Genomic DNA, 22,659 nt, shown 5'->3' with positions numbered 1-22,659 from the left:
TTCGAAGCGGAATAGGGAGGCAAGCGCATGGCTTTCGCGCGCGTGAACGGCGTTGTCCTGCACCATGAGGTGCGCGGTCCGGCGGACGGGCCGGTGCTCGTCTTCTCCAATTCGCTCGGCACGGATTTTCGCATCTGGGATGCGGTCGCCGCCAGGCTGGCGAACAACTATCGTCTGGTCCTCTACGACAAGCGTGGCCATGGGCTGTCGGAGGCGACACCGCAGCCCTATGCGCTGACCGACCATGTCGACGATCTGGCCGCCCTGCTCGATCATCTGGGCGTCGCCCGCGCGGCAATCGTCGGCCTGTCCGTCGGCGGCATGATCGCGCAAGGCTTGGCGGCGCGCCGGCCGGACCTCGTTTCGGCGCTCGTCCTGTGCGACACGGCCCACAAGATCGGCACGGACGACCTTTGGAACAGCCGCATCGAGGCCGTGAACACCGAGGGCATCGCGGCCATTGCCGACGGCATCCTGCAGCGCTGGTTCACGCCCGCCTACCGGTCGCCGGACAATGCCGGCTTCATCGGCTACACGGCCATGCTGACGCGCACGCCCGTCGACGGCTATGCCGGCACCTGCGCTGCCCTGCGCGATGCCGAACTGACGGAAGCGACGCGCGCCCTGACGATCCCGGCCCTGTGCGTCGTCGGCGATCAGGACGGCTCGACCCCGCCCGATCTGGTGCGCGAACTGGCGGCGCTGATCGACGGCGCGCGTTTCGAGATCATCGACGATGCCGGGCACCTGCCCTGCATCGAACAGCCAGCCAAGACGGCGGCGCTGATCGACGCCTTCCTGCGCGAGGCCGGCCGGCAGGGCTGAAGCCCGCGCCGGCGGCAGGCCGGCATTCAACAGCAAAAGAGGAGCTTGCATGAGCGAGACCGTGACGATCACCCATGAGGACGGCATTGCCGTCATCCTTCTGGACAACCCGCCCGTCAATGCGCTCGGCCATGCGCTGCGCGCGCCGCTGTTTGCGGCGCTGGAGGCGGCCCGGGCGGATGACGCGGTCCAGGGCATCGTCATCGCCTGCGCGGGGCGCACCTTCATTGCCGGCGCCGACATCGCCGAATTCGGCAAGCCGCCGCAGGAACCCAGCCTGCCCGACCTGATCGCGCTTCTCGAAAGCATCGCCAAGCCGACGGTCGCTGCCATCCACGGCACGGCGCTCGGCGGCGGTCTGGAGCTGGCGCTCGGCTGCCATTACCGCGTCGCCGACAAGGCGGCGATGATCGGCCTGCCGGAGGTCAATCTCGGCCTGATCCCCGGCGCCGGCGGCACGGTGCGCCTGCCGCGCCTCGTCGGGCCGGAAGCAGCGCTCGGCATCATCGTTTCAGGCAAGCCGATCGGCATGGACAAGGCGCTGGCGCTCGGTGCGGTCGACCGTCTGGCCGAGGGCGATCTGACGGCGGATGCCGTGGCCTTTGCACGAGCGAAAATCGCCGAGGGCGGGCCGCACCGGCACATCCGCGAGCGCGCGGAGAAACTTGCCGTCGATCTCGAGGCCTTCGACACGGCCGTCAAGGAAGCGACCAAGAAATCGCGCGGCCTGACAGCGCCGCTGAAGGCCGCCGAGGCCGTGCGCAACGCCATCTCCATGACGTTCGACGCCGCCCTCGAGCGCGAGCGCGAGCTGTTCCTCGAGCGGCGCGACAGCGAAGAATCAGCCGCCCAGCGCCATCTGTTCTTCGCCACGCGCGAAGCGACCAAAGTGCCGGGCATCACCCGCGACACAAAGGCACGCCCCATCGACAGCGCCGCCGTCATCGGCGCCGGCACGATGGGCGGCGGCATCGCCATGGCGCTTGCCAATGGCGGCATCGCGGTGAAGATCCTCGAGATGAACGAGGAGGCGCTGGCGCGCGGTCTCGGCCAGATCGACAAGATTTATGCCGGCTCGGTCAAGCGCGGCTCGATCAGCCAGGCCGAGAAGGACGCGCGGCTGGCGCGCATTTCCGGCACCACCGACTACGCCGCGCTTGCCGATTGCGACATCGTCGTCGAGGCGGTGTTCGAGGACATGGGCGTCAAGCACCAGGTCTTCGGCGCGCTCGACAAGGTGATGAAGCCCGGCGCGATCCTCGCCTCCAACACCTCCTATCTCGACCTCAACGAGATCGCCGCCGCGACCGAGCGTCCGCAGGATGTGGTGGGCCTGCATTTCTTCTCGCCGGCGCATGTGATGCGGCTGCTCGAGATCGTCCGCGGCGACCGCACCGCGCCGGACGTGCTTGCCTCGGCGCTGGCGCTGGCGCGGCGCATCGGCAAGGTGCCGGTGGTGGTCGGCGTGTGCAACGGCTTCGTCGGCAACCGCATGCTGGCGGCGCGCCGCGAGGAGAATGAGAGCCTGCTGCTTTCCGGCGCGACGCCCGAGCAGGTCGACGGGGTTTTCGCCGATTTCGGCTGGCCGATGGGCCCGTTCGCCATGGTCGACCTCGCCGGCCTCGACATCAGCTGGAAGCACCGGCAATCGCTCGGCCTGACCGCGCCCATCGCCGACGCGCTGTGCGAGGCCGGCCGTTTCGGCCAGAAGGCCGAACGTGGTTTCTACCTCTACGAGGAAGGCTCGCGCGCGCCGAAGCCCGATCCCTTCGTCGCCGAGCTGATCGCGGCGAAGGCCGCCGAGCTCGGCGTCGCGCGCCGCGCCGTCGGCGCCGAGGAGATCACCGAGCGCACGCTGTATCCGATGATCAACGAGGGCGCGCGCATCATCGAAGAGCGCATCGCCGCGCGCGCCTCCGACATCGACGTCGTCTGGGTCAACGGCTACGGCTTCCCCGTCGCCAAGGGCGGGCCGATGTTCTGGGCCGAGCGCTACGGCATCGGCAAGATCGTCGACCGGCTGGAATATTGGTACGGCGAGACGGGCAAGGAAGTGTTCAAGCCGGCTCCCATCCTGCGGCAATTGGCGTTCACCGGCGGCGGCTTCGCCGATCTCGCATAGAGAGCCGATCGCGCCTACATTGTCGAAAACGACCCCAGCAAACGGGAAACAAAGAATGGACATTCGCCAGATCGCAGACGATTACGCGGTTTCGCCGCAGATCGCCGTCGAGGACATCGCCGCCATCAAGATGGCGGGCTTCCAGAGTGTGGTGTGCAACCGCCCCGATGGCGAGGATGCCGGGCAACCGTCCGTCGCTTCCATCGCCGCGGCCGCGCAGGCAGCCGGGCTCGCCTTCCGCCATGTGCCGGTGGTCAGCGGAGCGATGACGATGGATGACGTGACCGCCATGGCGGCGGCGCTGAAGGAACTCCCCGGCCCTGTCTTCGCCTATTGCCGCAGCGGCACGCGCTCGGCCAATCTCTACGGCTTCATCAAGGAGCGCGGGCTGGCGTAGCGTTTCCGCTTTTCTCCAAGTTACCGTGCACGACATAAACGTCGCGCCGCCCCTCACCCTTACCATCTCCCCGTAAACGGGGCGAGGGGGACGTCAGCGTTGCGGCCATCCTTCTTCTCCCCGTTTACGGGGAGAAGGTGCCGGCAGGCGGATGAGGGGCAGGCGCGGACGCTTGGGTCCTGTGCTGTCTCCGGACGCACAAAGGAACTGCAAAAATGCTGTAAGCGGCGTGCTCCTCAATACAGCCAGCGCAGCATCACCAGCGAGATCGCCGGAAAGACGGTCAGCAGGATGACGCGGACGATGTCGCTGATGATGAACGGCGTCACGCCGCGATAGGTGGCGGAGATGGGCGTGTCCTTGGCCATCGCGTTGAGCACGAACAAATTCATGCCGACCGGCGGCGTGATCAGCCCGACCTCGACGACGATCAGCACCAGGATGCCGAACCAGATGGCGAATTCCTCGGCGCCCAGGCCATAGTCCAGCGCCGTGACGATCGGGAAGAAGATCGGGATCGTCAACAGGATCATCGACAGGGAATCCATGACGCAGCCGAACACCAGGTAGAGCACCAGGATCAGGGTCAGCACCAGCCATGGGTTGAACCCCTGCCCGCTGACGAAGGCGGCCATCTGCTGCGGCACCTGCGCCAGCGCCAGGAAGGAATTGTAGAAGCCGGCGCCGAGCACGATGAAGAAGATCATCGCCGAGGCGGTCGCCGTCGCCAGGATCGACTGGACGAAGGTCTCGCGGGTCAGCCCGCCATTGACCAGGGCGATCAGACCCGTGCCGGCAGCGCCGACGGCGGCCCCTTCCGTCGGCGTGAAGACGCCGAGATAGATGCCGCCGACCACCGCCAGGAAGACGACCAGCACCGGCCAGACATCGATCAGGACGCGGAAGCGCTCGGCATAGGGCGCGCGGGCGCGCGTGCCGGCCGATTCCGGCCACAGGCGGACGTAGATGGAGATGGCCAGCATGTAGCCGATGGCCGCCAGGATGCCCGGAACGAAGGCGGCGACGAACAGCTTGGCGATGTTCTGCTCGGTCAGGATGGCGTAGATCACCAGGATGACGGATGGCGGGATGAGGATGCCGAGCGTGCCGCCGGCGGCCAGCGTGCCGGTGGCCAGCGCCCCCGAATAGCCGTAGCGGCGCAGTTCCGGCAGCGCCACCTGGCTCATGGTGGCGGCCGTCGCCAGGGACGAACCGCAGATGGCGCCGAAGCCGGCGCAGGCGCCGACCGCCGCCATGGCGACGCCGCCGCGCTTGTGGCCCATCCAGGTTTCGGCCGCCTTGAACAGGGCGCGCGACATGCCGCCCAGCGTGGCGAACTGGCCCATCAGCAGGAACAGCGGCACGATGGTCAGCGAATAGCCGGAAAAGGTCGAATAGGTCTCGTTCTTCAATTTTGCCAGCACCGGCGCGACATTGCCGAAGACGAGCCAGCTGCCGCCCAGCCCGCACAGCAGCATGGCAAGGCCGATCGGCATGCGCAGGAAGATGAGAACGAGAAGCAGCGGGAAGGACCACAGGCCCATTTCGAGATTGGTCAATGTGCGGCCCCCTGGCCCATCGTGGAAACAGGCGTTCCGTCGCGCAGTTCGCGCAGCCGCACGAAGCACATATAGATGGAAACGATGACGGCGACGGCCGCCGCGGCGAGGCAGGCCGCATAGGGCCACCACAAGGGATATTGCAGGATGAAGCTGGTTTCGCTGTAGGCGAGCTTGTCGCGCATGCCGTAGTAGAGCTGCCAGGCGATGGCGCCCAGCACCAGCGTCATCAGGATCTCGGAGACCACGTCGATGATGTGGTTGGCGCGGTCGGAAAAGAGGCTGGTGACGATGTCGACCGTGGCATGGCCGCGATTGAGCTGGCACCAGGGCAGGAAGGCGAACACGGCGAAGCCGACGCCGGCCTGCACCAGCTCGAAATCACCCGGCACGGGCCCGAGCCCGACACGCGAGAAGGCGCGCCCGGTGATGCTGGCGACGGTCATCACCGTGACCGCGACCAGAACGATGCCGCCCAGAATGGCCAGGGCGCGTGCCAGCCAGACAACGATCTTCGACAGGTTCATGCCCCTTCCCGTCCCCCAGGATTCAGTTTCATGCGTTGATTGTTCTTGTCATGGACCGGGCAGGCAAAGTTAGCCACCGGCTGTTGCCAGCGCAAGCGCGAAGGGCCGCCTCGGGTATGACAAGGGGCGGACCTTTCGGCCCGCCCCGTTCTGCTGCACCGGATCGCCTTATTGGCTGGTGTATTTGTCGATCAGGCCGCGCGCTTCGTCGATCAGCGCCTGACCGTCGATGCCCTTGTCCTTCATCTCCTCGACCCATTGGGTGTAGACCGGCTGGGCGGCCTCCTTCCAGGTCTCGGTGTCCTCGGCGCTGATCTCGATGATGTTGTTGCCGCGGTCGACGGCGATCTGCCGGCTCGGGCCGTCGGCGCCCGCCTGCGTACGGCCGGCGAAGGCGGCGAATTCCTGGCCGGAATTGTCGTCGATCACCTTCTTCAGATCATCGGGCAGGCTGTCATACTTGGCCTTGTTCATCGCCAGCACGAAGGTCGTCGTGTAGAGTGCGTGATCGCCGCCGAACTCGGTGTGGTTGGAGACCAGTTCCGGCACTTTCAGCGCCGGGGTGACCTCCCACGGAATGACGCAGCCGTCGATGACGCCCTTCGACAGGGCCTCGGTGATCTGCGGCACCGGCATGCCGACGGGCGTCGCGCCGAGCTGGCCGAGCAATTGGTTGATGATGCGCGTGGGCGCGCGGATCTTCATGCCCTTCAGGTCTTCCAGCTTCTCGATCGGCGCCTTGGAATGGAGCATGCCGGGACCGTGGACCCAGACCCCCAGCACATGGGTGTCCTTGAACTCGGTGTCCTTCATGTGTTTCTCGAACAGGTCCCAATAGGCGCGCGAGGTGGCCTCGGCGTTGGTCATCATGAAGGGAAGCTCGAACACCTCCGTCGAGGGGAAGCGGCCGGGATTGGAGCCGGGCAGCGTCCAGACGATGTCGACGATGCCGTCCTTGGCCTGGTCGTAGAGCTGCGGCGGCGTGCCGCCGAGCTGCATGGCCGGATAGCGCTCGATCTTGATGCGGCCGCCCGATTCCTGCTCGATCTTGTCAGCCCAGGGATCGAGGACCAGTTTCGGCACATTGGCCTGCGGCGGCAGGAACTGGTGCAGCCTGAGCGTGACCTCCTGTGCCAGCGACGATGCCGTGGCACCGATCAGGCCGGTCGCCGCAACGGCGGCAGCCAAGGCCAGTTTTCTGACGGAAAATGATGTCATGCTTATCCTCCCGATTGCATGTGCTTCAGCGCCCGCGCGACGCCTCTTGTCCGCTCACGCACCAGATCGATCCCGATCGGCTCCCACCTTCGGTCCAAAATGCCCCGATGCCTGATGGCCGAGTATCCTTCGGAAACCCGGCGCGCGTCCAGCACGGACTTTAGCGGAAATTATGTAACAATAAAGAGCCTAGCCGAGGAATATTTGTAACGCAACCAAGGCTCACAGCGGCAGGGCGCCGGTTTCCTTCAAGGTCTCCAGCACAATGGCGCTCTTGACGTGCTGCACGGATTCATGCGGCAGCAGCACGCCGTTGACGAATGCGGACAGGGATTTGAGATCGGGCGTGACGACCTTCAGGATGTAATCCATCTCGCCGGTCAGGGCGTGCGCCTCCTGAACCTCGGGCAGGCGCGCCAGAAGCTCGCCGAAGCGGCGCGCATTGTCGGGATTGTGGGTGGCGAGCGTCACCGTGATGATGTTGACCAGCGGAAACCCCAGCCGGTCGCGGTCGAGCATCGCCACATAGCCGCGGATATAGCCTTCCTCCTCGAGCCGCTGGCGGCGGCGCGAGCACTGCGACGGCGACAGGTTCACCCGCTCCGACAGATCGTTGTTGGTCAGCCGCGCGTCCACCTGCAACAGAGACAGTATCTTGCGGTCATAACCATCAATCCGTGCTTCCGCCATGCAATTTTCCTTATGCCTGCACAAAGTACGCATATTTAGCACAAAACATGCCCCAGAATGCAAGCCGCTTGCGAGGCTGCGAGCCTATAATAGGGAAAAGGTGCCGCAGCGCACCGAATTGTCCCGCCACAGGAGGAGTTTATCCCATGGGCCCATTCCCGCACGACGCGCCGCCCGCCGAGATCACCGAGACGAACCCCGCCGGCACGGACGGCTTCGAATTCGTCGAATTCGCCCATCCGGAACCGGAAAAGCTCACCGAGCTGTTCACCAGGATGGGCTATGCCGAGGTCGCCCGCCACAAGACGAAGAACATCTCCGTCTGGCGCCAGGGCGACATCAACTACGTCCTGAATGCCGAGCCCGGCAGCCATGCGATGCGCTTCGTCGACGAGCATGGCCCCTGCGCGCCGTCGATGGCCTGGCGCGTGGTCGATGCGCAGCACGCGCTGCGGCACGCGGTCTCGAAGGGCGCCGAGGCGTATACCGGCGGCGACAAGGCGCTCGACGTGCCGGCCATCGTCGGCATCGGCGGCTCACTGATCTATTTCGTCGACACCTATGGCGAGAAGGGTTCGCCCTACGAGGCCGAGTTCGAGTGGACCGGCGCGAAGAACCCGCGGCCGGAAGGCGTCGGCTTCTACTATCTCGACCACCTCACCCACAATGTCTATCGCGGCAACATGGACAAGTGGTGGGCGTTCTATCGCGATCTGTTCGGCTTCACGCAGATCCACTATTTCGACATCGACGGCCGCATCACCGGCCTCGTCAGCCGGGCGATCACCTCGGCCTGCGGCAAGATCCGCATCCCGCTGAACGAATCGAAGGACGAGACCAGCCAGATCGTCGAGTATCTGAAGAAGTACAAGGGCGAAGGCATCCAGCACATCGCCGTCGGCACGGACGGGATCTACGACGCCACCGACAAGCTGGCGGCAAACGGGCTGAAATTCATGCCGGGCCCTCCCGAGACCTATTACGCGCGCAGCCACGAGCGCGTCTCCGGCCATGACGAACCGATCGAGCGGATGAAGAAACACGGCATCCTGATCGACGGCGAGGGCGTGGTGAACGGCGGCATGACCAAGATCCTGCTGCAGATCTTCTCCAGGACGGTCATCGGGCCGATCTTCTTCGAGTTCATCCAGCGTAAGGGCGACGAGGGATTCGGCGAGGGCAATTTCCGCGCCCTGTTCGAGAGCATCGAGGAAGACCAGATCCGCCGCGGCGTGATCAAGGTGGACGCCGCCGAATAGCAGCATTCGCCACACCGGTGATTTCCGCAAGGGCCGCTTTCAGCGGCCCTTTTCTTTTGGCCGCACGCCGCCCGCAGGCGGCCGCCGCTCCCGGCAAGGAACCGCTAACCATGGCTGGCTCAAAGGCCACTGGTCGATGGATCAAAACATTTATTGATCATCACCTTTATCGCCTCCCAAGCTGGGCGCAATGATAGGGGGCAAAAAGAATCCGAAAGGAGTGGAAGACGATGCAACGCACGTTTGGACAAATGTCTCGGCGCGATCTCTTAACGATGATCGGCGCGACAGCCGGAGGGGCGGCCCTCTATCAGGCGATGACCACACTGGGCCACGCACAGGAATCCACCTATCAGGGACCGGTCAAGCTGGACGGCGATCCCAAGGGCGCGAAGGTGCTGATCCTCGGCGCCGGCCTCGCCGGCATGGTCGCCGCTCTGGAGTTACGGGCAGCCGGCTATACGGTCGAGGTGCTCGAGTTCCGCGAAAAGGCCGGCGGGCGCTGCTGGACCTTACGCGGCGGCGACAGCTACACCGAGCTCGGCGGCTTCAAGCAGGATGTCGGATTCGCGGAAGGCAACTACTTCAATCCCGGCCCCTGGCGCATCCCCTATCATCACCACGCCGTCCTCGACTATTGCAAGCGCCTCGGCGTCAAGCTCGAGCCGTTCATCCAGAAGAACCACAACGCCCTCCTCCACTCCACGAAAGCCTTCGACGGCAAGCCGCAGCGCTTCCGCGACATCGCCACCGACTATCGCGGCCAGACCTCCGAGCTGCTGGCCAAGGCGGCCAACCAGGGCAAGCTGGACGAGATGGTCAGCCAGGAAGACAAGGAAATGCTGCTCGAATCGCTGCGCATCTACGGCGTGCTCGACAAGGATTACGCCTATGTCAAAAGCGAGCACACGAGCGACTATCGCGGCTACCAGAAATGGCCGGGCGGCGGCTCGGGTGCCGCCCCCATCCCCTCCGATCCGATCGATCCGAGCCAGATCCTGCAGTCGCGCCTGTGGCAGTGGCTCGACGATGCCGAATCGGCCGAGCACCAGCAGACCATCTTCCAGCCGGTCGGCGGCATGGACATGATCGCCCAGGCCTTCGAGCGCGAGATCAAGGACCTGATCCGGTTCAACGCCAAGGTCACGGCGATCAACCAGGACGACAACGGCGTCACGGTCACCTACGAGGACACGGGCGGCCAGGGCGGCACGCAGGAGGCCAAGGCCGATTGGTGCCTGTGCACCATCCCCTTCTCCATCCTCGGCCAGATCGAGAACAATCTGTCGGGCGAGATGAAGGGCATCATCGATTCGATGTACTATGCCGGCTCGGTGAAGTTCGGCCTCGAATTCAACCGCCGCTTCTGGGAAGAGGATGAGCGCATCTATGGCGGCATTTCCTATACGGACCTGCCGATCGCGCTGATCAGCTATCCGTCCGGCGATTATTTCTCGACCGGCAAGGGCGTGCTGCTCGGCGGCTACAGCTGGGGCGCGACCGCCTATCAGTTCAATGCGCTGTCGCCGGAAGAGCGGATCAAGAAGGCCGTCGAATACGGCGCGATGATCCACCCGCAATACAAGGACGAGTTCTCGAACGGCGTCAGCGTCGCGTGGCACCGCGTGCCCTGGGTGCTCGGCTGCTACGGCATCTGGAAGGACAAGGAGGCCGATTACGAGAAGGCGACCAAGATCGACGGCCGCATCCTGATGGCCGGCGAGCACATCTCCTATCTGCCGGCCTGGCAGGAGGGCGCGCTCCTTTCCGGCCTCGACGCCATTTCCCGCCTGCACAACCGCGTCATCAACGGCTGATCGCCACATTTGCAAAGGAGAACCCCATGCAAACCATAGCAGCCGGCTTATGCATCGCCGCATCCATCATCGCCGTGACACCTGCGCTCGCCCAGGACGGCGCCCAGGACGGCGCATTGTTCAGCGACCCGAGCAAGATCACCGTCACCGGCGGTGAGAATGTCTACAACGCCGTCTGCAGCGGCTGTCACATGCCGGAGGGCGCGGGCGCTATCGGCGCCGGCGCCTACCCGGCGCTCGCCGGAAACGAGAACCTCGAATACCCCGAATATCCGATGTTCATCATCCTCAACGGCCAGAAGGCCATGCCGCCGCTCGGCGCGATCCTCGACGACCAGCAGGTCGCCGACGTGATCAACTACATCCAGACCGGTTTCGGCAACGGATATGCCGGCGAGACGACGGCCGAGGACGTCGCCGCATCGCGGCCATAGTCGCCGACGAAGGTCCACCCGCGCCGCCGCGGCGGCGCGGCTTTTTCATTTCCGCTTCACTTTCAAAGGAGATTTCCATGATCCGTTTCGCCAGCCTCCTGACCGGCGCCGTCCTTCTCGCCGGAGCAGCCCAGGCCGACCCGGTCGTCCGGCACAAGATTCCGGGCTCGGACTTCCCCATCGCGCGCGCCGTCGAAGTACCCGCCGATGCGACGACGATCTATCTGAGCGGCGCGGTGCCCGCCGTCGTCAACCAGGACGCCGAGCGCGGCTCGCTGGCCGCCTATGGCGACATGACCGAGCAGACGCGCACCGTCTTCCAGGCCATCGAGACCTCGCTGAAGGAGATGGACCTCGGCATCGGCGACATCGTCAAGCTGCAGGTCTACCTGGTCGGCCAGGACGGCAAGCCGATGGATTTCGCCGGCTTCATGAAGGGCTATACCGAGTTCTTCGGCACCGAGGCGCAGCCGAACCTGCCGGCCCGCTCCGTGTTCCAGGTCGCCGGCCTCGCCAATCCCGGCTGGCTGATCGAGGTGGAAGCCATCGCCGTGCGCGAAGACAAGGACTGAGGGCGCAGTCTGTCCGTAGAGGGCGCCGGCGCATCAGGATCGACCGTCACGGCATGGATGCCCGGCTCGGCGGCCGGGCATGACGAACTGTGGGGACGGGAATGCAAACCACCGGCATCCGCGACTGACACCATGGCCCATGCCATTCGTCACCCTCGGGCCCCGACCCGAGGGTCCATGCCGGAACGGACGATCGGCGGCCGCCGACGCCCCTTCCGGATGCCTGCCGCCCTACTCCCGCGCCGCCGCCAGCGCCGCCTTCAACACCGCGATGTCCCCCACCCGATTGGCCAGCAACAGCACCAGCCTGGCGTTCAGCCGGGCGCTTTCCTCAAAACTCAGCCCGTCATGCGCCGCCATCAGCGCCGCGTAGAAATCGTCGCCGGCCGCCCCCAGCCGATCACGCCCGATATCGTCATCCCTGCTCATCATTCCCTCCCCATGGCCCGCGTCATGGCGGCGGCGATCTCATGCGCATCCGGGTGCTCGAACGCGGCGGCGATGTGCTGGTCAGGCCGCACCAGATAGAGCCGGCCCGCGCCGTAACGCGCCGCGACGGTGCCGTCCACATCGACCAGCCGGGTAACCCCCTCCACCGCCTCGCCGCCGGCGCCCGCCGACACCTGCACCACATGCAGGCCGGCCGGCAGGCCGATCGGCGGATCGCAATCGACGGCGAGCAGCACGAAGCCGCCGCCCGCATGGTTCAACAACCAGTCTCCGGCGCCCTCGGCAAGCACCGGCGCATCGGCCATGACCGCGCCCGGCGCCAGCCCGCCGGCATGTCCGCAAGGCGTCTGCAGCGAAAATCCGGCCAGGGAACACGGCTTCGACAAGCGGCCGGAATTGACCAGCCGCCGGGCAAAATCATGGTCGGCCGAAAGCTCCAGGACGCTGTCGCGGAAAATCCGCTCCATGGCGCTCTTCGGCGTCATGAAGGATGTGGAGCGCGCCGAATTCAGGATGTTCTCGTCGGTGCCGTGGATGCGCTCCTCGTCATACGAGGCGATCAGCGAGGCCGGCGCCTCGCCCTGCACCACCATCGCCAGCTTCCAGCCGAGATTGTCGATGTCCTGGATGCCGCCATTGCCGCCGCGCGCGCCGAAGGGCGAGACGATGTGGGCGCTATCGCCGGCGAAGATCACCCGGTCGTGGACGAAGCGTTCCAACCTGCGGCACTGGAAGGTGTAGACCGACACCCAGTCGAGTTCGAAATCGGCGTGGCCGATCACCTTCTCGATGCGCGGGATGACGTTTTCCGGCTTCTTCTCCTCGTCCGGGTCGGCGTCGGGGCCAAGCTGCAGGTCGATGCGGTAGATGTTGTCGGGCTGCTTGTGCAGCAGCGCAGACTGCCCGTTGTGGAACGGCGGCTCGAACCAGAACCAGCGCTCGGACGGGAAATCCGCCTTCATTTCCACATCGGCGATCAGGAAGCGTTCCTCGAACACCTGCCCCGCGAAATCGAGGCCAAGCATGGCGCGCGCGGGCGAGCGCGCGCCGTCGCAGGCAATCACCCAGGCGGCGTCCATATGGTAATGACCGTCCGGCGTCTCGACGCCGAGGCGCACATCGCCGCCCTTCTGCTCGATCGAGGCGACCTTGTTGTTCCAGCGCAGGTCGATCAGCTCGGGGAAATCGGCGGCGCGCTCGACCAGGTACTGCTCGACGTAATATTGCTGCAGATTGATGAAGGCCGGCATCTTGTGGCCTTCCTCCGGCAAAAGGTCGAAATTCCAGACCTCGCGGTCGCGGTGAAACAGCCGGCCCACCTTCCAGGTGACGCCCTTGTCCACCATCCGCTCGCCGATGCCGAGGCGGTCGAAGATCTCCAGCGTGCGCTTCGACCAGCAGATGGCCCGGCTGCCGATGGAGACGACATTGTTGTCGTCGAGCACCACCACCGGCACGCCGCGCTGGGCAAGATCGACGGCCGCCGCAAGCCCGACCGGACCCGCACCGATGATGACCGCCTTGTGCTGCCCGGCAGGGCCGCCGGTCAGCTCCGGCGGCGTCCGGTACGGGAAGCGATTGTACTCATAACGCGGCATGGGCTTTCGTCCCCCTTGCAGCCGTTCCTTCGCGAGAAGAAACAGCTCAAACCTGTTTCAAGTTCAGCGCCAGCGTCAAGGCCCCTTCTCCCCGCAGGCGGGGAGAAGGAAGCGACCATCGCTCCTGCAGTCACCCCTGCAGCGCTTCCCACATCTGCCGGTCGCGCTCCGCCGTCCAGATGCGCGGCGTGTCGATGCCGAGCGCCTCGTCATAGGCGCGCGCCACGTTGAACGGCAGGCAGTGCTCGTAGATCGCGTAATCGGAGAACTTCGGATCGCAGGCCGCCCGGCAGGCGTCCCAGGCCTCCTTCAGCGAACCGCCGCCCTGGGCCACGCGCGCCACCGGCTGATAGGTGGAAAGCACGAAATCGCCGGTCCGGTCGAGCGCCTCGTTGACCATGTCCTGGCCGACAAGTGCTGCGCCGCGGCCTGGCGCGATGGCGTCGAGATCGAACGAGCGGATTTCCTCCAGCGTCGACGGCCAGTCGTGGAAATGGCCGTCGCCGCAATAGCAGGCCGAATGGTATTCGACGATGTCGCCGGTGAACATGACGTTGGCGTCGGGCACATGGGCGACGATGTCGCCCGCCGTGTGGGCGCGGCCGAGGAACATCAGGTCGACCCGGCGCTTGCCGAGATAGACCGTCATCGAGCTGGAGAAGGTTGTCGTCGGCCAGGTCAGGCCGGGGATCGATTCATGCCCCTGGAACAGGCGCGGAAAGCGGACGAACTCCGAATCCCAGTCCTCCTTGCCGCGTTCCACCACCATGGCGCGCGCCTTGTCGCTCATGATCACGGTCGGCGCGTGATAGGCCGAGGCGCCCAGCACGCGCACGGCGTGGTAGTGGGTCAGCACCAGGTGGCTGATCGGCTTGTCGGTGACGGTACGCACCTTCTCGATGACCTTTTCGGCGAGCCGCGGCGTTGCCTGCGCCTCGATCACCATCACCGATTCATCGCCGATGATGATGCCCGAATTGGGATCACCTTCTGCGGTGAACGCCCACAGATCCCGACCGATCTCGTCGAACGAGATCTTCTTTTCCGTCAGGTCGCCTGCGGATGCGAATTGCTTGGCCATTACGCGCCTTTCTCGTATTTCTGAACTGTCTGCTCGATCGCACCGAAGATCGAATGGCCGCTGCCATCCTTCATCTCGATGCGCACCACGTCGCCGAAGCGCATGAAGGGCGTCTTCGGCTTGCCGTCATTGATCGTCTCGATCATGCGGGTCTCTGCAATGCAGGAATAGCCGACGCCACCGTCGGCCACCGGCTTGCCGGGGCCGCCATCCATCTTGTTGGAAACGGTGCCCGAACCAATGATCGCGCCGGCGCAGAGCGGCCGCGTCTTGGCCGCATGGGCGACAAGCGTCGGGAAATCGAAGGTCATGTCGATGCCGGCATTGGCGCGGCCGAACGGCTTGCCATTGTAGTCGACGCACAGCGGCAGCGATACCTTGCCGCCATCCCAGGCCTCGCCCAGTTCGTCCGGCGTCACCGCCACGGGTGAAAACGCCGAAGAGGGTTTCGACTGGAAGAAGCCGAATCCCTTGGCGAGCTCCGCCGGAATCAGGCCACGCAGCGACACGTCGTTGACCAGCATGATCAGCCGGATCGCATCACGCGCCTCGTCCAGGCTGGCGCCCATCGGCACATCGTCGACGATGACGGCCACCTCGCCTTCCATGTCTATGCCATAGGCTTCGTCGGCCATGACGATCGGGTCACGCGGGGCGAGGAAGGCATCGGAGCCACCCTGATACATCAACGGGTCGGTCCAGAAGCTGTCGGGCATCTCCGCGCTGCGCGCCTTGCGCACCAGTTCGACGTGATTGACGTATGCCGATCCGTCGGCCCACTGGAAGGCGCGAGGCAGCGGCGATGCCGCATCATGCTCGTGAAAGCGTTCCGCCGGCACCGAGCCATGCTCCAGGCTTTCAGCGAGCGCTGCCAGATGCGGGGCGATGCGCGCCCAATCGTCAAGCGCCGCCTGCAGCGTCGGCGCCAGGAACGAGGCGTCGGTGCAGCGGGTCAGGTCGCGTGAGACGACGACCAGTCTTCCGTCGCGCTTTCCATTCTTGAGCGTGGCGAGTTTCATGCGTTTTCCTTTATGCGGTGGCTGCGGGCGCTTCTATCAGCGGCAATTCGAGGCCGTCACGGCCGATGGTGAGGGGGCCGGCCCAGGTCCGGCGGACCGCCTCCTCCCAGTCGCCGGGCCCGAAATCCGGGTCGTCGGCGGGAATGAGGTGATTGAGCACAAGATGCGCGCAACCGGCGTCAGACGCAATGCGCCCTGCGTCCTCGACCAGCGTGTGGCTGGCCATCAGATGCGCCTTCAGGCGGGCGCCGTTGCCGGTGCGGGCGACCAGCCGGTCGACGCCGGCGGCGAGCATCGCCTCATGCACCAGGATGTCGGCATCGCGGGCGAAATCGGCAAGCGGCGGGAAATGGCAGGTGTCGGCGGAAAAGACCACGCGACGGCCGCCATGCGAGAAGCGCAGCGCATAGCATTCGGTGACCGGCGGATGGTCGACGCGCAGCGCCTCGACCGTCAACCCAGCCTCCTGCATCACCGGACCATCGCCAAATTCGGTCACCTCGACCAGTTGGCGAATATCCGGGCGGCCCTCATCGTCGATGCGGATGTCGATGTCATAGGCGAGCGAGCGGCAGAAATGCGTCCACACGTCCCCGGTCCCGACCGGGCCGTAGACCTTGACCGGCGTCGCCAGCCCGGCCGTCCAGGCCGTGTGCAGCAGCGCGCCCAATTCGAGCACGTGGTCGGAATGCAGATGGGTGATGAACACCAGGTCGAGCGTCTTCAGCGCCACGCCGGCGTCGACCAGTCCCCTGGTCACGCCGAGCGCGCAGTCGATGACGGCCGTGCGGCCGCCGATCTGCAGCAGCGAAGCGGTCGGCATCGGGCCGCCCGGCCTCAGCGCCGGGCCGCCCTTCGTGCCGAGCAGCACGAGCCTTTCATTCACGACCAGTCGCCCTCGGGCGTGCCGTTGAAGCGCTTTTTCAGGTCCGTCCAGCAGTCGATGTAGTCGTCCTGCAGCGTCTCGGTCTCCGCCGCATAGCGCGTCAGATGCTGGGGAAAGCGCGTCTCGAACATGAAGGCCATCGTGTCCTCGAGCTTGACCGGCTTCAATTCCGTCTTGCTGGCCTTGTCGAAGCCGAAGGCGTCCGGGCCGTGCGGCAGCATCATGTTGTGCAGCGACACGCCGCCGGGCACGAAACCCTCTTCCTTGGCGTCGTACTGGCCTTTGATCAGCCCCATGAACTCGCTCATGATGTTGCGGTGGTACCAGGGCGGGCGGAAGGTGTGCTCGGCCACCAGCCAGCGCGGCGGGAAGATGACGAAATCGATGTTCGCCGTGCCTTCCTCGCCCGACGGCGCCGTCAGCACGGTGAAGATCGACGGATCGGGATGGTCGAACAGGATGGCCCCGACCGGCGAGAACGTCGACAGATCGTATTTGTAGGGCGCGTAATTGCCGTGCCAGGCGACCACGTCGAGCGGCGAATGGCCGATCTCGGTGACGTGGAACCGGCCGCACCATTTGACGAACAGCCGGCAGGGCGTTTCCTTCTCCTCGTACCAGGCGGTCGGGGTCTTGAAATCGCGCGGATTGGCCAGGCAGTTGGCGCCGATCGGCCCGCGGTCCGGCAGGGTGAACTTGGCGCCGTAGTTCTCGCAGATATAGCCGCGCACCGGTCCGCCCGGCAATTCGACCTGGAAGATCATGCCGCGCGGCAGGATGGCGATCTCGCCCGGCGTGACGTCGATGATGCCCATCTCCGTCTTGATGCGGATGCCGCCTTCCTGCGGCACGATGAGCAATTCGCCGTCGGCGTTGAAGACATAGTCGTCGACCATCGATTTGTTGGCGGCATAGACATGCGCCGCCATGCCCGACTGGCCCTGCGCGTCGCCGGCGGTGGTCATCGTGCGGATGCCGGCGATGAAATCCGTTTCCTCGTTCGGCATCGGCATCGGGTTCCAGCGCAGCTGGCCGAGCGCCAGATCGTGGTCGTCGAGGTTCGGCGCCGATTTCCACTGGTCGAACCTGACCGCCTTGAAGCGCGTGGTGTGACGGACGCTCGGCCGGATGCGGTAGAGCCAGGAGCGCTCATTGGTGCCGCGCGGCGCGGTGAAGGGCGAGCCCGAGAGCTGCTCGGCATAGAGGCCATAGGCCGGCCGCTGCGGCGAGTTCTGCCCCTGCGGCAGCGCGCCCGGCAGGCTTTCCGTCTCAAAGTCGTTGCCGAAGCCCGGCATATACTGAACGGTCATGCTATCCTCCGTCGGAAGGGGAATGTCGCCCGCCCGGAGGGCAGGCCCGGATGGAACCGGTTTATTTGTTGCAATCGTAACCATTGAGAATGTAACTATCAATCGGGCCGCCCGGCAAAATCACCACGATGGGAGTGCGCATGGTGCAACAAAGTGTTCTCGCGCTGGAGGAATTCCTGCCCTATCGGCTGACCCGGCTGACCGACGCGATCAGCCGCGATTTCTCGCAGGCCTACCGCGCCCGGCTCGGCCTGACGCGGCCGGAATGGCGCACGCTGGCGACCATCGGCCAGTACGGCACGATGACGGCGACGGAGATCGGCGCCCATTCCTCGATGCACAAGACCAAGGTCAGCCGCGCCGTCGCCTCCTTGGAGGTCAGGCGCTGGGTGGTGCGCAAGCCGGACGCCAACGACCGCCGCGTCGAGCGCCTGTCGCTGAGCAAGCTCGGCCAGAAGGCCTATGAGGACATGGTGCCCGTCGCCCGCGCCTTCGAGGCGGAACTGCTCACCCGCATGAAAGCGGCCGAGCGCGCGGCGCTTCTGGCAGGGCTGGCGGCGCTGGAGCGCGCCGCGCTCAGCGATCCCGCCAACAGCTGACCTACCAGCTCATCACCACCTTGCCGGCCTCGCCATTCTTGATCGCATCGAAGCCGTCGTGGAAATCGTCGGCCTTGATGCGGTGGGTGATGAGGTCGGAGACGTCGAGCCGGCCCTGCACCAGGGCGATCATCTTGTACCAGGTCTCGAACATCTCGCGCCCATAGATGCCCTTCAGGTGCAGCATCTTGAAGATCACCTTGTTCCAGTCGATCTCGAAGCCGGTCGGCGCGATGCCTAAAATGGCGATCTTGCCGCCATTGTTCATGGCGTCGATCATGTCGCGGAAGGCGGGTGCGGCGCCCGACATTTCCAGCCCGACGTCGAAGCCCTCCGTCATGCCGAGCTGGCGCATGACGTCGGGCAGCTTCTCCTCGGCCGCGTTGACCGTGTGCTGGACGCCGAGCTTCCTGGCCAGCTCCAGCCGGCCCGGATTGATGTCGGTGATGACCACCTTGCGCGCGCCCACCGCCTGCGCCACCAGCGCGCCCATGATGCCGATCGGCCCGGCGCCCGTCACCAGCACGTCCTCGCCGACGAGATCGAACGACAGCGCCGTGTGGACGGCGTTGCCGAGCGGGTCGAAGATGGCGGCGATCTCGTCGGGAATGTTGTCGGGGATCGGCACCACATTGTGCTGCGGCAGCGACAGATATTCGGCGAAGGCGCCCGGCCGCTGCACGCCGACGCCCAGCGTGTTGCGGCACAGATGGCCGCGTCCGGCGCGGCAATTGCGGCAATGGCCGCAGACGATGTGCCCCTCGCCCGAAACGCGCTGGCCGACCTGATATTCGGTGACGGCCGAGCCGATCTCGGCGACCGCGCCGACGAATTCATGGCCGACGACCAGCGGCACCGGCACGGTCTTGCTCGCCCATTCGTCCCAGTTCCAGATATGCACGTCCGTGCCGCAGATGGCGGTCTTGCGAACCTTGATCAGCACGTCGTTCGGACCGATCTCCGGCACCGGCACGCGCTCCATCCACAGGCCTTCCTCGGGTCTGGATTTCACCAGCGCCTTCATCATGTTGGACATGGCTGGAGCCTTTTCGGTGTGGTTCGTACGAGATTACCCCCCTCTGGCCTGCCGGCCATCTCCCCCTCAAGGGGGGAGATCAGGTGGTGGAACTGGCTTCGCCAATCGCCAACATATATGGGGAGGCGATGCATTCTTGCCAGCCGATCTCCCCCCTTGAGGGGGAGATGGCCGGCAGGCCAGAGGGGGGTGCGCTCGGCAAAAACGTTCACGCAATCACCCCCAATTCCCGCCCCACCTTGCCGAACGCCGCCACGGCGCGGTCGATGTCCTCGGTCGTGTGCGCCGCCGACATCTGCGTGCGGATGCGCGCCTCGCCCTTCGGCACCACCGGGAAAGAGAAGCCGATCACGTAGATGCCCTCGTCGAGCAGGCGCGCGGCCATCTTTTCGGCGAGCGCGGCATCGCCCAGCATCACCGGGATGATCGGGTGGCCCTCGCCGGCAAGCGTGAAGCCCCGCGCCGTCATGCCGGCGCGGAAGCGCGCGGCATTGTCGTTGAGCCGGCGGCGCAGCCCGGCCCCGTCGCCCACCATGTCGAACACCTTCAGCGAGGCGGCCGCGATGACCGGCGCCAGCGTGTTGGAAAACAGATAGGGCCGCGAGCGCTGGCGCAGCCAGTCGACCACCTCGGCGCGCGCGCAGGTATAGCCGCCCGAGGCGCCGCCCAGCGCCTTGCCCAGCGTGCCGGTCATGATGTCGATCCGCCCCTCGACGCCGCAATGCTCCGGCGTGCCGCGCCCATGCGCGCCGACGAAGCCGACCGCATGGCTGTCGTCGACCATCACCATCGCGTCGTATTTTTCCGCCAGGTCGCAAATGCCGGCGAGATTGGCGATGACGCCGTCCATGGAAAACACGCCGTCCGTGGCGATCAGCCGGAAGCGCGCGCCCTCGGCCTGCTTCAGGCATTGTTCCAGCTCGGCCATGTCGTTGTTGGCGTAGCGGAACCGCTTCGCCTTGCACAGCCTCACCCCGTCGATGATCGAGGCGTGGTTGAGCGCGTCGGAGATGATGGCGTCCTCCGGCCCCAGTAGCGTCTCGAACAGGCCGGCATTGGCGTCGAAGCAGGAGGAATAGAGGATCGTGTCGTCGAAGCCGAGAAAGCCGGCGATCTTCGCCTCCAGCTCCTTGTGCTCCTCCTGCGTGCCGCAGATGAAGCGCACCGAGGCCATGCCGTAGCCATAGCGGTCGAGCGCCGCCTTGGCCGCCGCGCGCAGGTCGGCATTGTCGGCGAGGCCGAGATAATTGTTGGCGCAGAAGTTCAGCACGGTCCGTCCGCCGCTTTCGATCTCGGCCGACTGCATGGAGGTGATGACGCGCTCGCTCTTGTAGAGCCCGGCGCCCTTCAGGCCATCCAGTTCGGTGCGCAGATGGGCGAGGAAGGCGTCGGACATGCGGGTCTCCTGAAACGACGGAACGGCGCGCCCTTTGTTCCATCATCGCCGGACGGTTTCAAGCGCCCCTCTTCCTTCTCCCCGTTCACGGCAGGGCAATCGCCTATGGAGGCTGAGCCCCCCACTCCGTCTCGGCCTCCGGCCGATCCACCTCTCCCCCGCAACGGGGGAGAGGAAGTGCCCCTGGTCGCTTTGCACGCTTCCTCTCCCCCACGGATGTGGGGGAGAGGTGGCTTGGGGCAAAGCCCCGAGACGGAGTGGGGGAAGTCCAGACCATATGCGATTGCCCTGCCGTTCACGGGGAGAAGGTCCCGGCAGGGGAATGAGGGGCGAGCGCCGACGCTCACCCGATCAGAAAAACGCCTGCAGCCCCGTCTGCGCGCGGCCGAGGATCAGCGCATGGACGTCGTGCGTGCCCTCATAGGTGTTGACCGTCTCCAGATTCTGCGCGTGGCGCATGACATGGTATTCGATCTGAATGCCGTTGCCACCATGCATGTCGCGGGCCTGACGCGCGATGTCGAGCGCCTTGCCGCAATTGTTGCGCTTGACGAGCGAGATCATCTCCGGCGCCATGCGGCCCTCGTCGAACAGCCGGCCGACGCGCAACGACCCCTGCAGGCCCAGCGCGATTTCCGTCTGCATGTCGGCGAGCTTCTTCTGGAAAAGCTGCGTCTGCGCCAGCGGCCTGTCGAACTGCTTGCGGTCGAGGCCATACTGCCGCGCCCGGTGCCAGCAATCTTCCGCCGCGCCCATCGCGCCCCAGGAGATGCCGTAGCGCGCCCGGTTGAGACAGCCGAACGGGCCGCTCAGGCCCGAAACGTTGGGCAGCAGCGCGTCCTCGCCCACTTCGACGCCGTCCATGACGATCTCGCCGGTGATCGAGGCGCGCAGCGAGAGCTTGCCGCCGATCTTCGGTGCCGTCAGCCCCTTCATGCCCTTTTCCAGGACGAAGCCGCGGATCTTGCCGTCATGGGCCGGCGATTTCGCCCAGACGACGAAGACGTCGGCGATCGGCGAATTGGAGATCCACATCTTCGAGCCGGTCAGGCGGTAGCCGCCGTCGATCTTGTCGGCGCGCGTCTTCATGCCGCCGGGATCGGAGCCGGCGTCCGGCTCGGTCAGGCCGAAGCAGCCGATATATTCGCCCGAAGCCAGCTTCGGCAGGTATTTCTTCCTCTGCTCCTGCGACCCATAGGCGTGGATCGGGTGCATGACCAGCGAGGACTGCACGCTCATCATCGAGCGATAGCCCGAATCGACGCGCTCCACCTCGCGGGCGACCAGCCCGTAGGACACATAGCCGGCGCCAACGCCGCCATATTCCTCGGGAATGGTGACGCCGAGCAGGCCGGCCGCGCCCATCTCGCGGAAGATCGACGGGTCCGTCTCCTCGTTCATGTAGGCGTGCTCGATGCGGGGGGCGAGCTTGTCGGCGGCAAAGGCGGCCGCCGCGTCGCGAATCATCCGCTCCTCATCGGAAAGCTGGTCCTCGAGCAGGAACGGGTCGTCCCAGACGAAGCTGGCGGTCGCGGATTTGGGTTTGGCTGCTTCCATGTTCATGTGTGCCTTCCTGATGCGGTTGCGCTCTCTCGACGCCTGACCGGAGCATACAGCATCCTATCGCAAACTACTTCAAGCTTAAAATTATTTTTTGGAAGAGGATGGTGACTAGAGAGGATGGATCGGGGGACCTTGCGTTCGCGTGGCATGGGCATCGGCTGTTTCGGCAGACCGCCAACGCGTTGCGGGAGAGTTGCGGGTCGATGGAAAGTTTCCTGCCGGTCAAATTGAAGGGCAATCGCGTCTCGCCGCGCAAATTTCATGCAATTTTATCCCCGCCCTGCCAGGCTGTGCCATCATC

Annotated in this window: 21 protein-coding genes; 8 read left to right on the top strand and 13 right to left on the bottom strand. The window is 65.5% G+C overall.

Annotated features, from left to right (window positions below):
• Window positions 1-27 precede the first annotated feature (27 nt).
• The 3 genes from pcaD to AB843_RS23135 are packed head-to-tail and all read left to right on the top strand — an operon-like array spanning window position 28 to window position 3,344.
• Window positions 28-825 (top strand): 3-oxoadipate enol-lactonase, encoded by a 798-nt coding sequence (pcaD, locus tag AB843_RS23145; RefSeq protein WP_048649284.1) that lies wholly within the window; start codon window positions 28-30, stop codon window positions 823-825.
• 49 nt (window positions 826-874) lie between these two features.
• Window positions 875-2,947, top strand: coding sequence for a 3-hydroxyacyl-CoA dehydrogenase NAD-binding domain-containing protein (locus AB843_RS23140; protein WP_048649283.1), 2,073 nt, complete (start codon window positions 875-877; stop codon window positions 2,945-2,947).
• Window positions 2,948-3,002: 55 nt separating this feature from the next.
• A complete protein-coding gene (locus AB843_RS23135) occupies window positions 3,003-3,344 on the top strand; it encodes a protein tyrosine phosphatase family protein (protein ID WP_048649282.1) in 342 nt (113 codons plus the stop codon).
• 236 nt (window positions 3,345-3,580) lie between these two features.
• On the opposite strand, the gene AB843_RS23130 is transcribed toward AB843_RS23135, so the two are convergent.
• The 4 genes from AB843_RS23130 to AB843_RS23115 all read right to left on the bottom strand — a co-directional run bounded on the left by AB843_RS23130 (window position 3,581) and on the right by AB843_RS23115 (window position 7,338).
• Window positions 3,581-4,903, bottom strand: coding sequence for a TRAP transporter large permease (locus AB843_RS23130; RefSeq protein WP_048649281.1), 1,323 nt, complete (start codon window positions 4,901-4,903; stop codon window positions 3,581-3,583).
• The gene (locus AB843_RS23125; protein WP_048649280.1) at window positions 4,900-5,430 is read right to left on the bottom strand and encodes a TRAP transporter small permease; all 531 of its coding nucleotides are present in this window, start codon (window positions 5,428-5,430) and stop codon (window positions 4,900-4,902) included. Before AB843_RS23125 ends, AB843_RS23130 begins: the two co-directional genes overlap by 4 nt.
• Window positions 5,431-5,598: 168 nt before the next feature.
• The gene (locus AB843_RS23120) at window positions 5,599-6,648 is read right to left on the bottom strand and encodes a TRAP transporter substrate-binding protein (protein WP_048649279.1); all 1,050 of its coding nucleotides are present in this window, start codon (window positions 6,646-6,648) and stop codon (window positions 5,599-5,601) included.
• Between the two features lie 222 nt (window positions 6,649-6,870).
• Complete coding sequence (locus tag AB843_RS23115) at window positions 6,871-7,338, bottom strand: Lrp/AsnC family transcriptional regulator (protein ID WP_048649278.1); 468 nt, start codon at window positions 7,336-7,338, stop codon at window positions 6,871-6,873.
• 146 nt (window positions 7,339-7,484) lie between these two features.
• Here AB843_RS23115 and hppD point away from each other — a divergent pair, with 146 nt between their 5' ends.
• The 4 genes from hppD to AB843_RS23095 all read left to right on the top strand — a co-directional run bounded on the left by hppD (window position 7,485) and on the right by AB843_RS23095 (window position 11,420).
• Window positions 7,485-8,597, top strand: coding sequence for a 4-hydroxyphenylpyruvate dioxygenase (gene hppD, locus AB843_RS23110; RefSeq protein ID WP_048649277.1), 1,113 nt, complete (start codon window positions 7,485-7,487; stop codon window positions 8,595-8,597).
• 275 nt (window positions 8,598-8,872) lie between these two features.
• Window positions 8,873-10,414: a flavin monoamine oxidase family protein gene (locus AB843_RS23105; protein WP_244468066.1), complete on the top strand. Its 1,542-nt coding sequence runs from the start codon at window positions 8,873-8,875 to the stop codon at window positions 10,412-10,414.
• Between the two features lie 26 nt (window positions 10,415-10,440).
• Window positions 10,441-10,848, top strand: coding sequence for a c-type cytochrome (locus AB843_RS23100; protein ID WP_053086183.1), 408 nt, complete (start codon window positions 10,441-10,443; stop codon window positions 10,846-10,848).
• A 77-nt stretch (window positions 10,849-10,925) separates the two neighbouring features.
• Window positions 10,926-11,420 carry a RidA family protein gene (locus AB843_RS23095; protein ID WP_048649275.1) on the top strand — a complete coding sequence of 165 codons (495 nt, stop codon included), beginning with the start codon at window positions 10,926-10,928 and terminating at the stop codon, window positions 11,418-11,420.
• Between the two features lie 231 nt (window positions 11,421-11,651).
• Here AB843_RS23095 and AB843_RS23090 read toward each other — a convergent pair whose 3' ends face one another.
• From AB843_RS23090 to hmgA, 6 genes are all read right to left on the bottom strand, one after another.
• Window positions 11,652-11,849 carry a DUF2783 domain-containing protein gene (locus AB843_RS23090; protein ID WP_048649314.1) on the bottom strand — a complete coding sequence of 66 codons (198 nt, stop codon included), beginning with the start codon at window positions 11,847-11,849 and terminating at the stop codon, window positions 11,652-11,654.
• On the bottom strand, window positions 11,849-13,468 hold the full coding sequence (locus AB843_RS23085; RefSeq protein ID WP_048649274.1) for an FAD-dependent oxidoreductase: 1,620 nt from the start codon (window positions 13,466-13,468) through the stop codon (window positions 11,849-11,851). The genes AB843_RS23090 and AB843_RS23085 overlap by 1 nt, the downstream gene beginning before the upstream one ends.
• A gap of 130 nt (window positions 13,469-13,598) precedes the next feature.
• Entirely contained in the window at window positions 13,599-14,549 is a 951-nt protein-coding gene (locus AB843_RS23080; protein ID WP_048649273.1) for an MBL fold metallo-hydrolase, read from the bottom strand.
• The gene (locus tag AB843_RS23075) at window positions 14,549-15,568 is read right to left on the bottom strand and encodes a fumarylacetoacetate hydrolase family protein (protein ID WP_048649272.1); all 1,020 of its coding nucleotides are present in this window, start codon (window positions 15,566-15,568) and stop codon (window positions 14,549-14,551) included. The genes AB843_RS23080 and AB843_RS23075 overlap by 1 nt, the downstream gene beginning before the upstream one ends.
• A 10-nt stretch (window positions 15,569-15,578) precedes the next feature.
• The gene (locus tag AB843_RS23070; protein ID WP_048649271.1) at window positions 15,579-16,454 is read right to left on the bottom strand and encodes an MBL fold metallo-hydrolase; all 876 of its coding nucleotides are present in this window, start codon (window positions 16,452-16,454) and stop codon (window positions 15,579-15,581) included.
• Window positions 16,451-17,764 carry a homogentisate 1,2-dioxygenase gene (hmgA, locus tag AB843_RS23065; protein ID WP_048649270.1) on the bottom strand — a complete coding sequence of 438 codons (1,314 nt, stop codon included), beginning with the start codon at window positions 17,762-17,764 and terminating at the stop codon, window positions 16,451-16,453. The genes AB843_RS23070 and hmgA overlap by 4 nt, the downstream gene beginning before the upstream one ends.
• A 140-nt stretch (window positions 17,765-17,904) precedes the next feature.
• Between hmgA and AB843_RS23060 the strand changes: the two genes are divergently transcribed.
• Window positions 17,905-18,363, top strand: a complete 459-nt coding sequence (locus AB843_RS23060) for a MarR family winged helix-turn-helix transcriptional regulator (protein WP_048649313.1) — start codon at window positions 17,905-17,907, stop codon at window positions 18,361-18,363.
• 1 nt (window position 18,364) lies between these two features.
• Here the strand turns inward: AB843_RS23060 and tdh are convergent, their stop codons facing one another.
• The 3 genes from tdh to AB843_RS23045 all read right to left on the bottom strand — a co-directional run bounded on the left by tdh (window position 18,365) and on the right by AB843_RS23045 (window position 22,352).
• Entirely contained in the window at window positions 18,365-19,399 is a 1,035-nt protein-coding gene (tdh, locus tag AB843_RS23055; RefSeq protein WP_048649269.1) for an L-threonine 3-dehydrogenase, read from the bottom strand.
• 208 nt (window positions 19,400-19,607) lie between these two features.
• Complete coding sequence (locus AB843_RS23050; RefSeq protein ID WP_048649268.1) at window positions 19,608-20,795, bottom strand: glycine C-acetyltransferase; 1,188 nt, start codon at window positions 20,793-20,795, stop codon at window positions 19,608-19,610.
• A gap of 351 nt (window positions 20,796-21,146) precedes the next feature.
• Window positions 21,147-22,352, bottom strand: a complete 1,206-nt coding sequence (locus AB843_RS23045) for an acyl-CoA dehydrogenase (RefSeq protein ID WP_048649312.1) — start codon at window positions 22,350-22,352, stop codon at window positions 21,147-21,149.
• Between the last annotated feature and the right edge of the window lie 307 nt (window positions 22,353-22,659).

This window comes from Nitratireductor soli (assembly GCF_001050155.1).
GTDB lineage: Bacteria > Pseudomonadota > Alphaproteobacteria > Rhizobiales > Rhizobiaceae > Nitratireductor > Nitratireductor soli.
The sequence above is the reverse complement of the archived record's forward strand: the minus strand, read 5'-3'. Positions and strand labels throughout refer to the sequence as shown.

What these genes read in the sequence shown, in the direction of transcription:
- pcaD (WP_048649284.1), top strand. Translation starts at nt 28, where the DNA reads ATGGCTTTCGCGCGCGTGAACGGCGTTGTCCTGCACCATGAGGTGCGC.
- AB843_RS23140 (WP_048649283.1), top strand. Translation starts at nt 875, where the DNA reads ATGAGCGAGACCGTGACGATCACCCATGAGGACGGCATTGCCGTCATC.
- AB843_RS23135 (WP_048649282.1), top strand. Translation starts at nt 3,003, where the DNA reads ATGGACATTCGCCAGATCGCAGACGATTACGCGGTTTCGCCGCAGATC.
- AB843_RS23125 (WP_048649280.1), bottom strand. Translation starts at nt 5,430, where the DNA reads ATGAACCTGTCGAAGATCGTTGTCTGGCTGGCACGCGCCCTGGCCATT.
- AB843_RS23120 (WP_048649279.1), bottom strand. Translation starts at nt 6,648, where the DNA reads ATGACATCATTTTCCGTCAGAAAACTGGCCTTGGCTGCCGCCGTTGCG.
- AB843_RS23115 (WP_048649278.1), bottom strand. Translation starts at nt 7,338, where the DNA reads ATGGCGGAAGCACGGATTGATGGTTATGACCGCAAGATACTGTCTCTG.
- hppD (WP_048649277.1), top strand. Translation starts at nt 7,485, where the DNA reads ATGGGCCCATTCCCGCACGACGCGCCGCCCGCCGAGATCACCGAGACG.
- AB843_RS23105 (WP_244468066.1), top strand. Translation starts at nt 8,873, where the DNA reads ATGATCGGCGCGACAGCCGGAGGGGCGGCCCTCTATCAGGCGATGACC.
- AB843_RS23100 (WP_053086183.1), top strand. Translation starts at nt 10,441, where the DNA reads ATGCAAACCATAGCAGCCGGCTTATGCATCGCCGCATCCATCATCGCC.
- AB843_RS23095 (WP_048649275.1), top strand. Translation starts at nt 10,926, where the DNA reads ATGATCCGTTTCGCCAGCCTCCTGACCGGCGCCGTCCTTCTCGCCGGA.
- AB843_RS23090 (WP_048649314.1), bottom strand. Translation starts at nt 11,849, where the DNA reads ATGAGCAGGGATGACGATATCGGGCGTGATCGGCTGGGGGCGGCCGGC.
- AB843_RS23085 (WP_048649274.1), bottom strand. Translation starts at nt 13,468, where the DNA reads ATGCCGCGTTATGAGTACAATCGCTTCCCGTACCGGACGCCGCCGGAG.
- AB843_RS23080 (WP_048649273.1), bottom strand. Translation starts at nt 14,549, where the DNA reads ATGGCCAAGCAATTCGCATCCGCAGGCGACCTGACGGAAAAGAAGATC.
- AB843_RS23075 (WP_048649272.1), bottom strand. Translation starts at nt 15,568, where the DNA reads ATGAAACTCGCCACGCTCAAGAATGGAAAGCGCGACGGAAGACTGGTC.
- hmgA (WP_048649270.1), bottom strand. Translation starts at nt 17,764, where the DNA reads ATGACCGTTCAGTATATGCCGGGCTTCGGCAACGACTTTGAGACGGAA.
- AB843_RS23060 (WP_048649313.1), top strand. Translation starts at nt 17,905, where the DNA reads ATGGTGCAACAAAGTGTTCTCGCGCTGGAGGAATTCCTGCCCTATCGG.
- tdh (WP_048649269.1), bottom strand. Translation starts at nt 19,399, where the DNA reads ATGTCCAACATGATGAAGGCGCTGGTGAAATCCAGACCCGAGGAAGGC.
- AB843_RS23050 (WP_048649268.1), bottom strand. Translation starts at nt 20,795, where the DNA reads ATGTCCGACGCCTTCCTCGCCCATCTGCGCACCGAACTGGATGGCCTG.
- AB843_RS23045 (WP_048649312.1), bottom strand. Translation starts at nt 22,352, where the DNA reads ATGGAAGCAGCCAAACCCAAATCCGCGACCGCCAGCTTCGTCTGGGAC.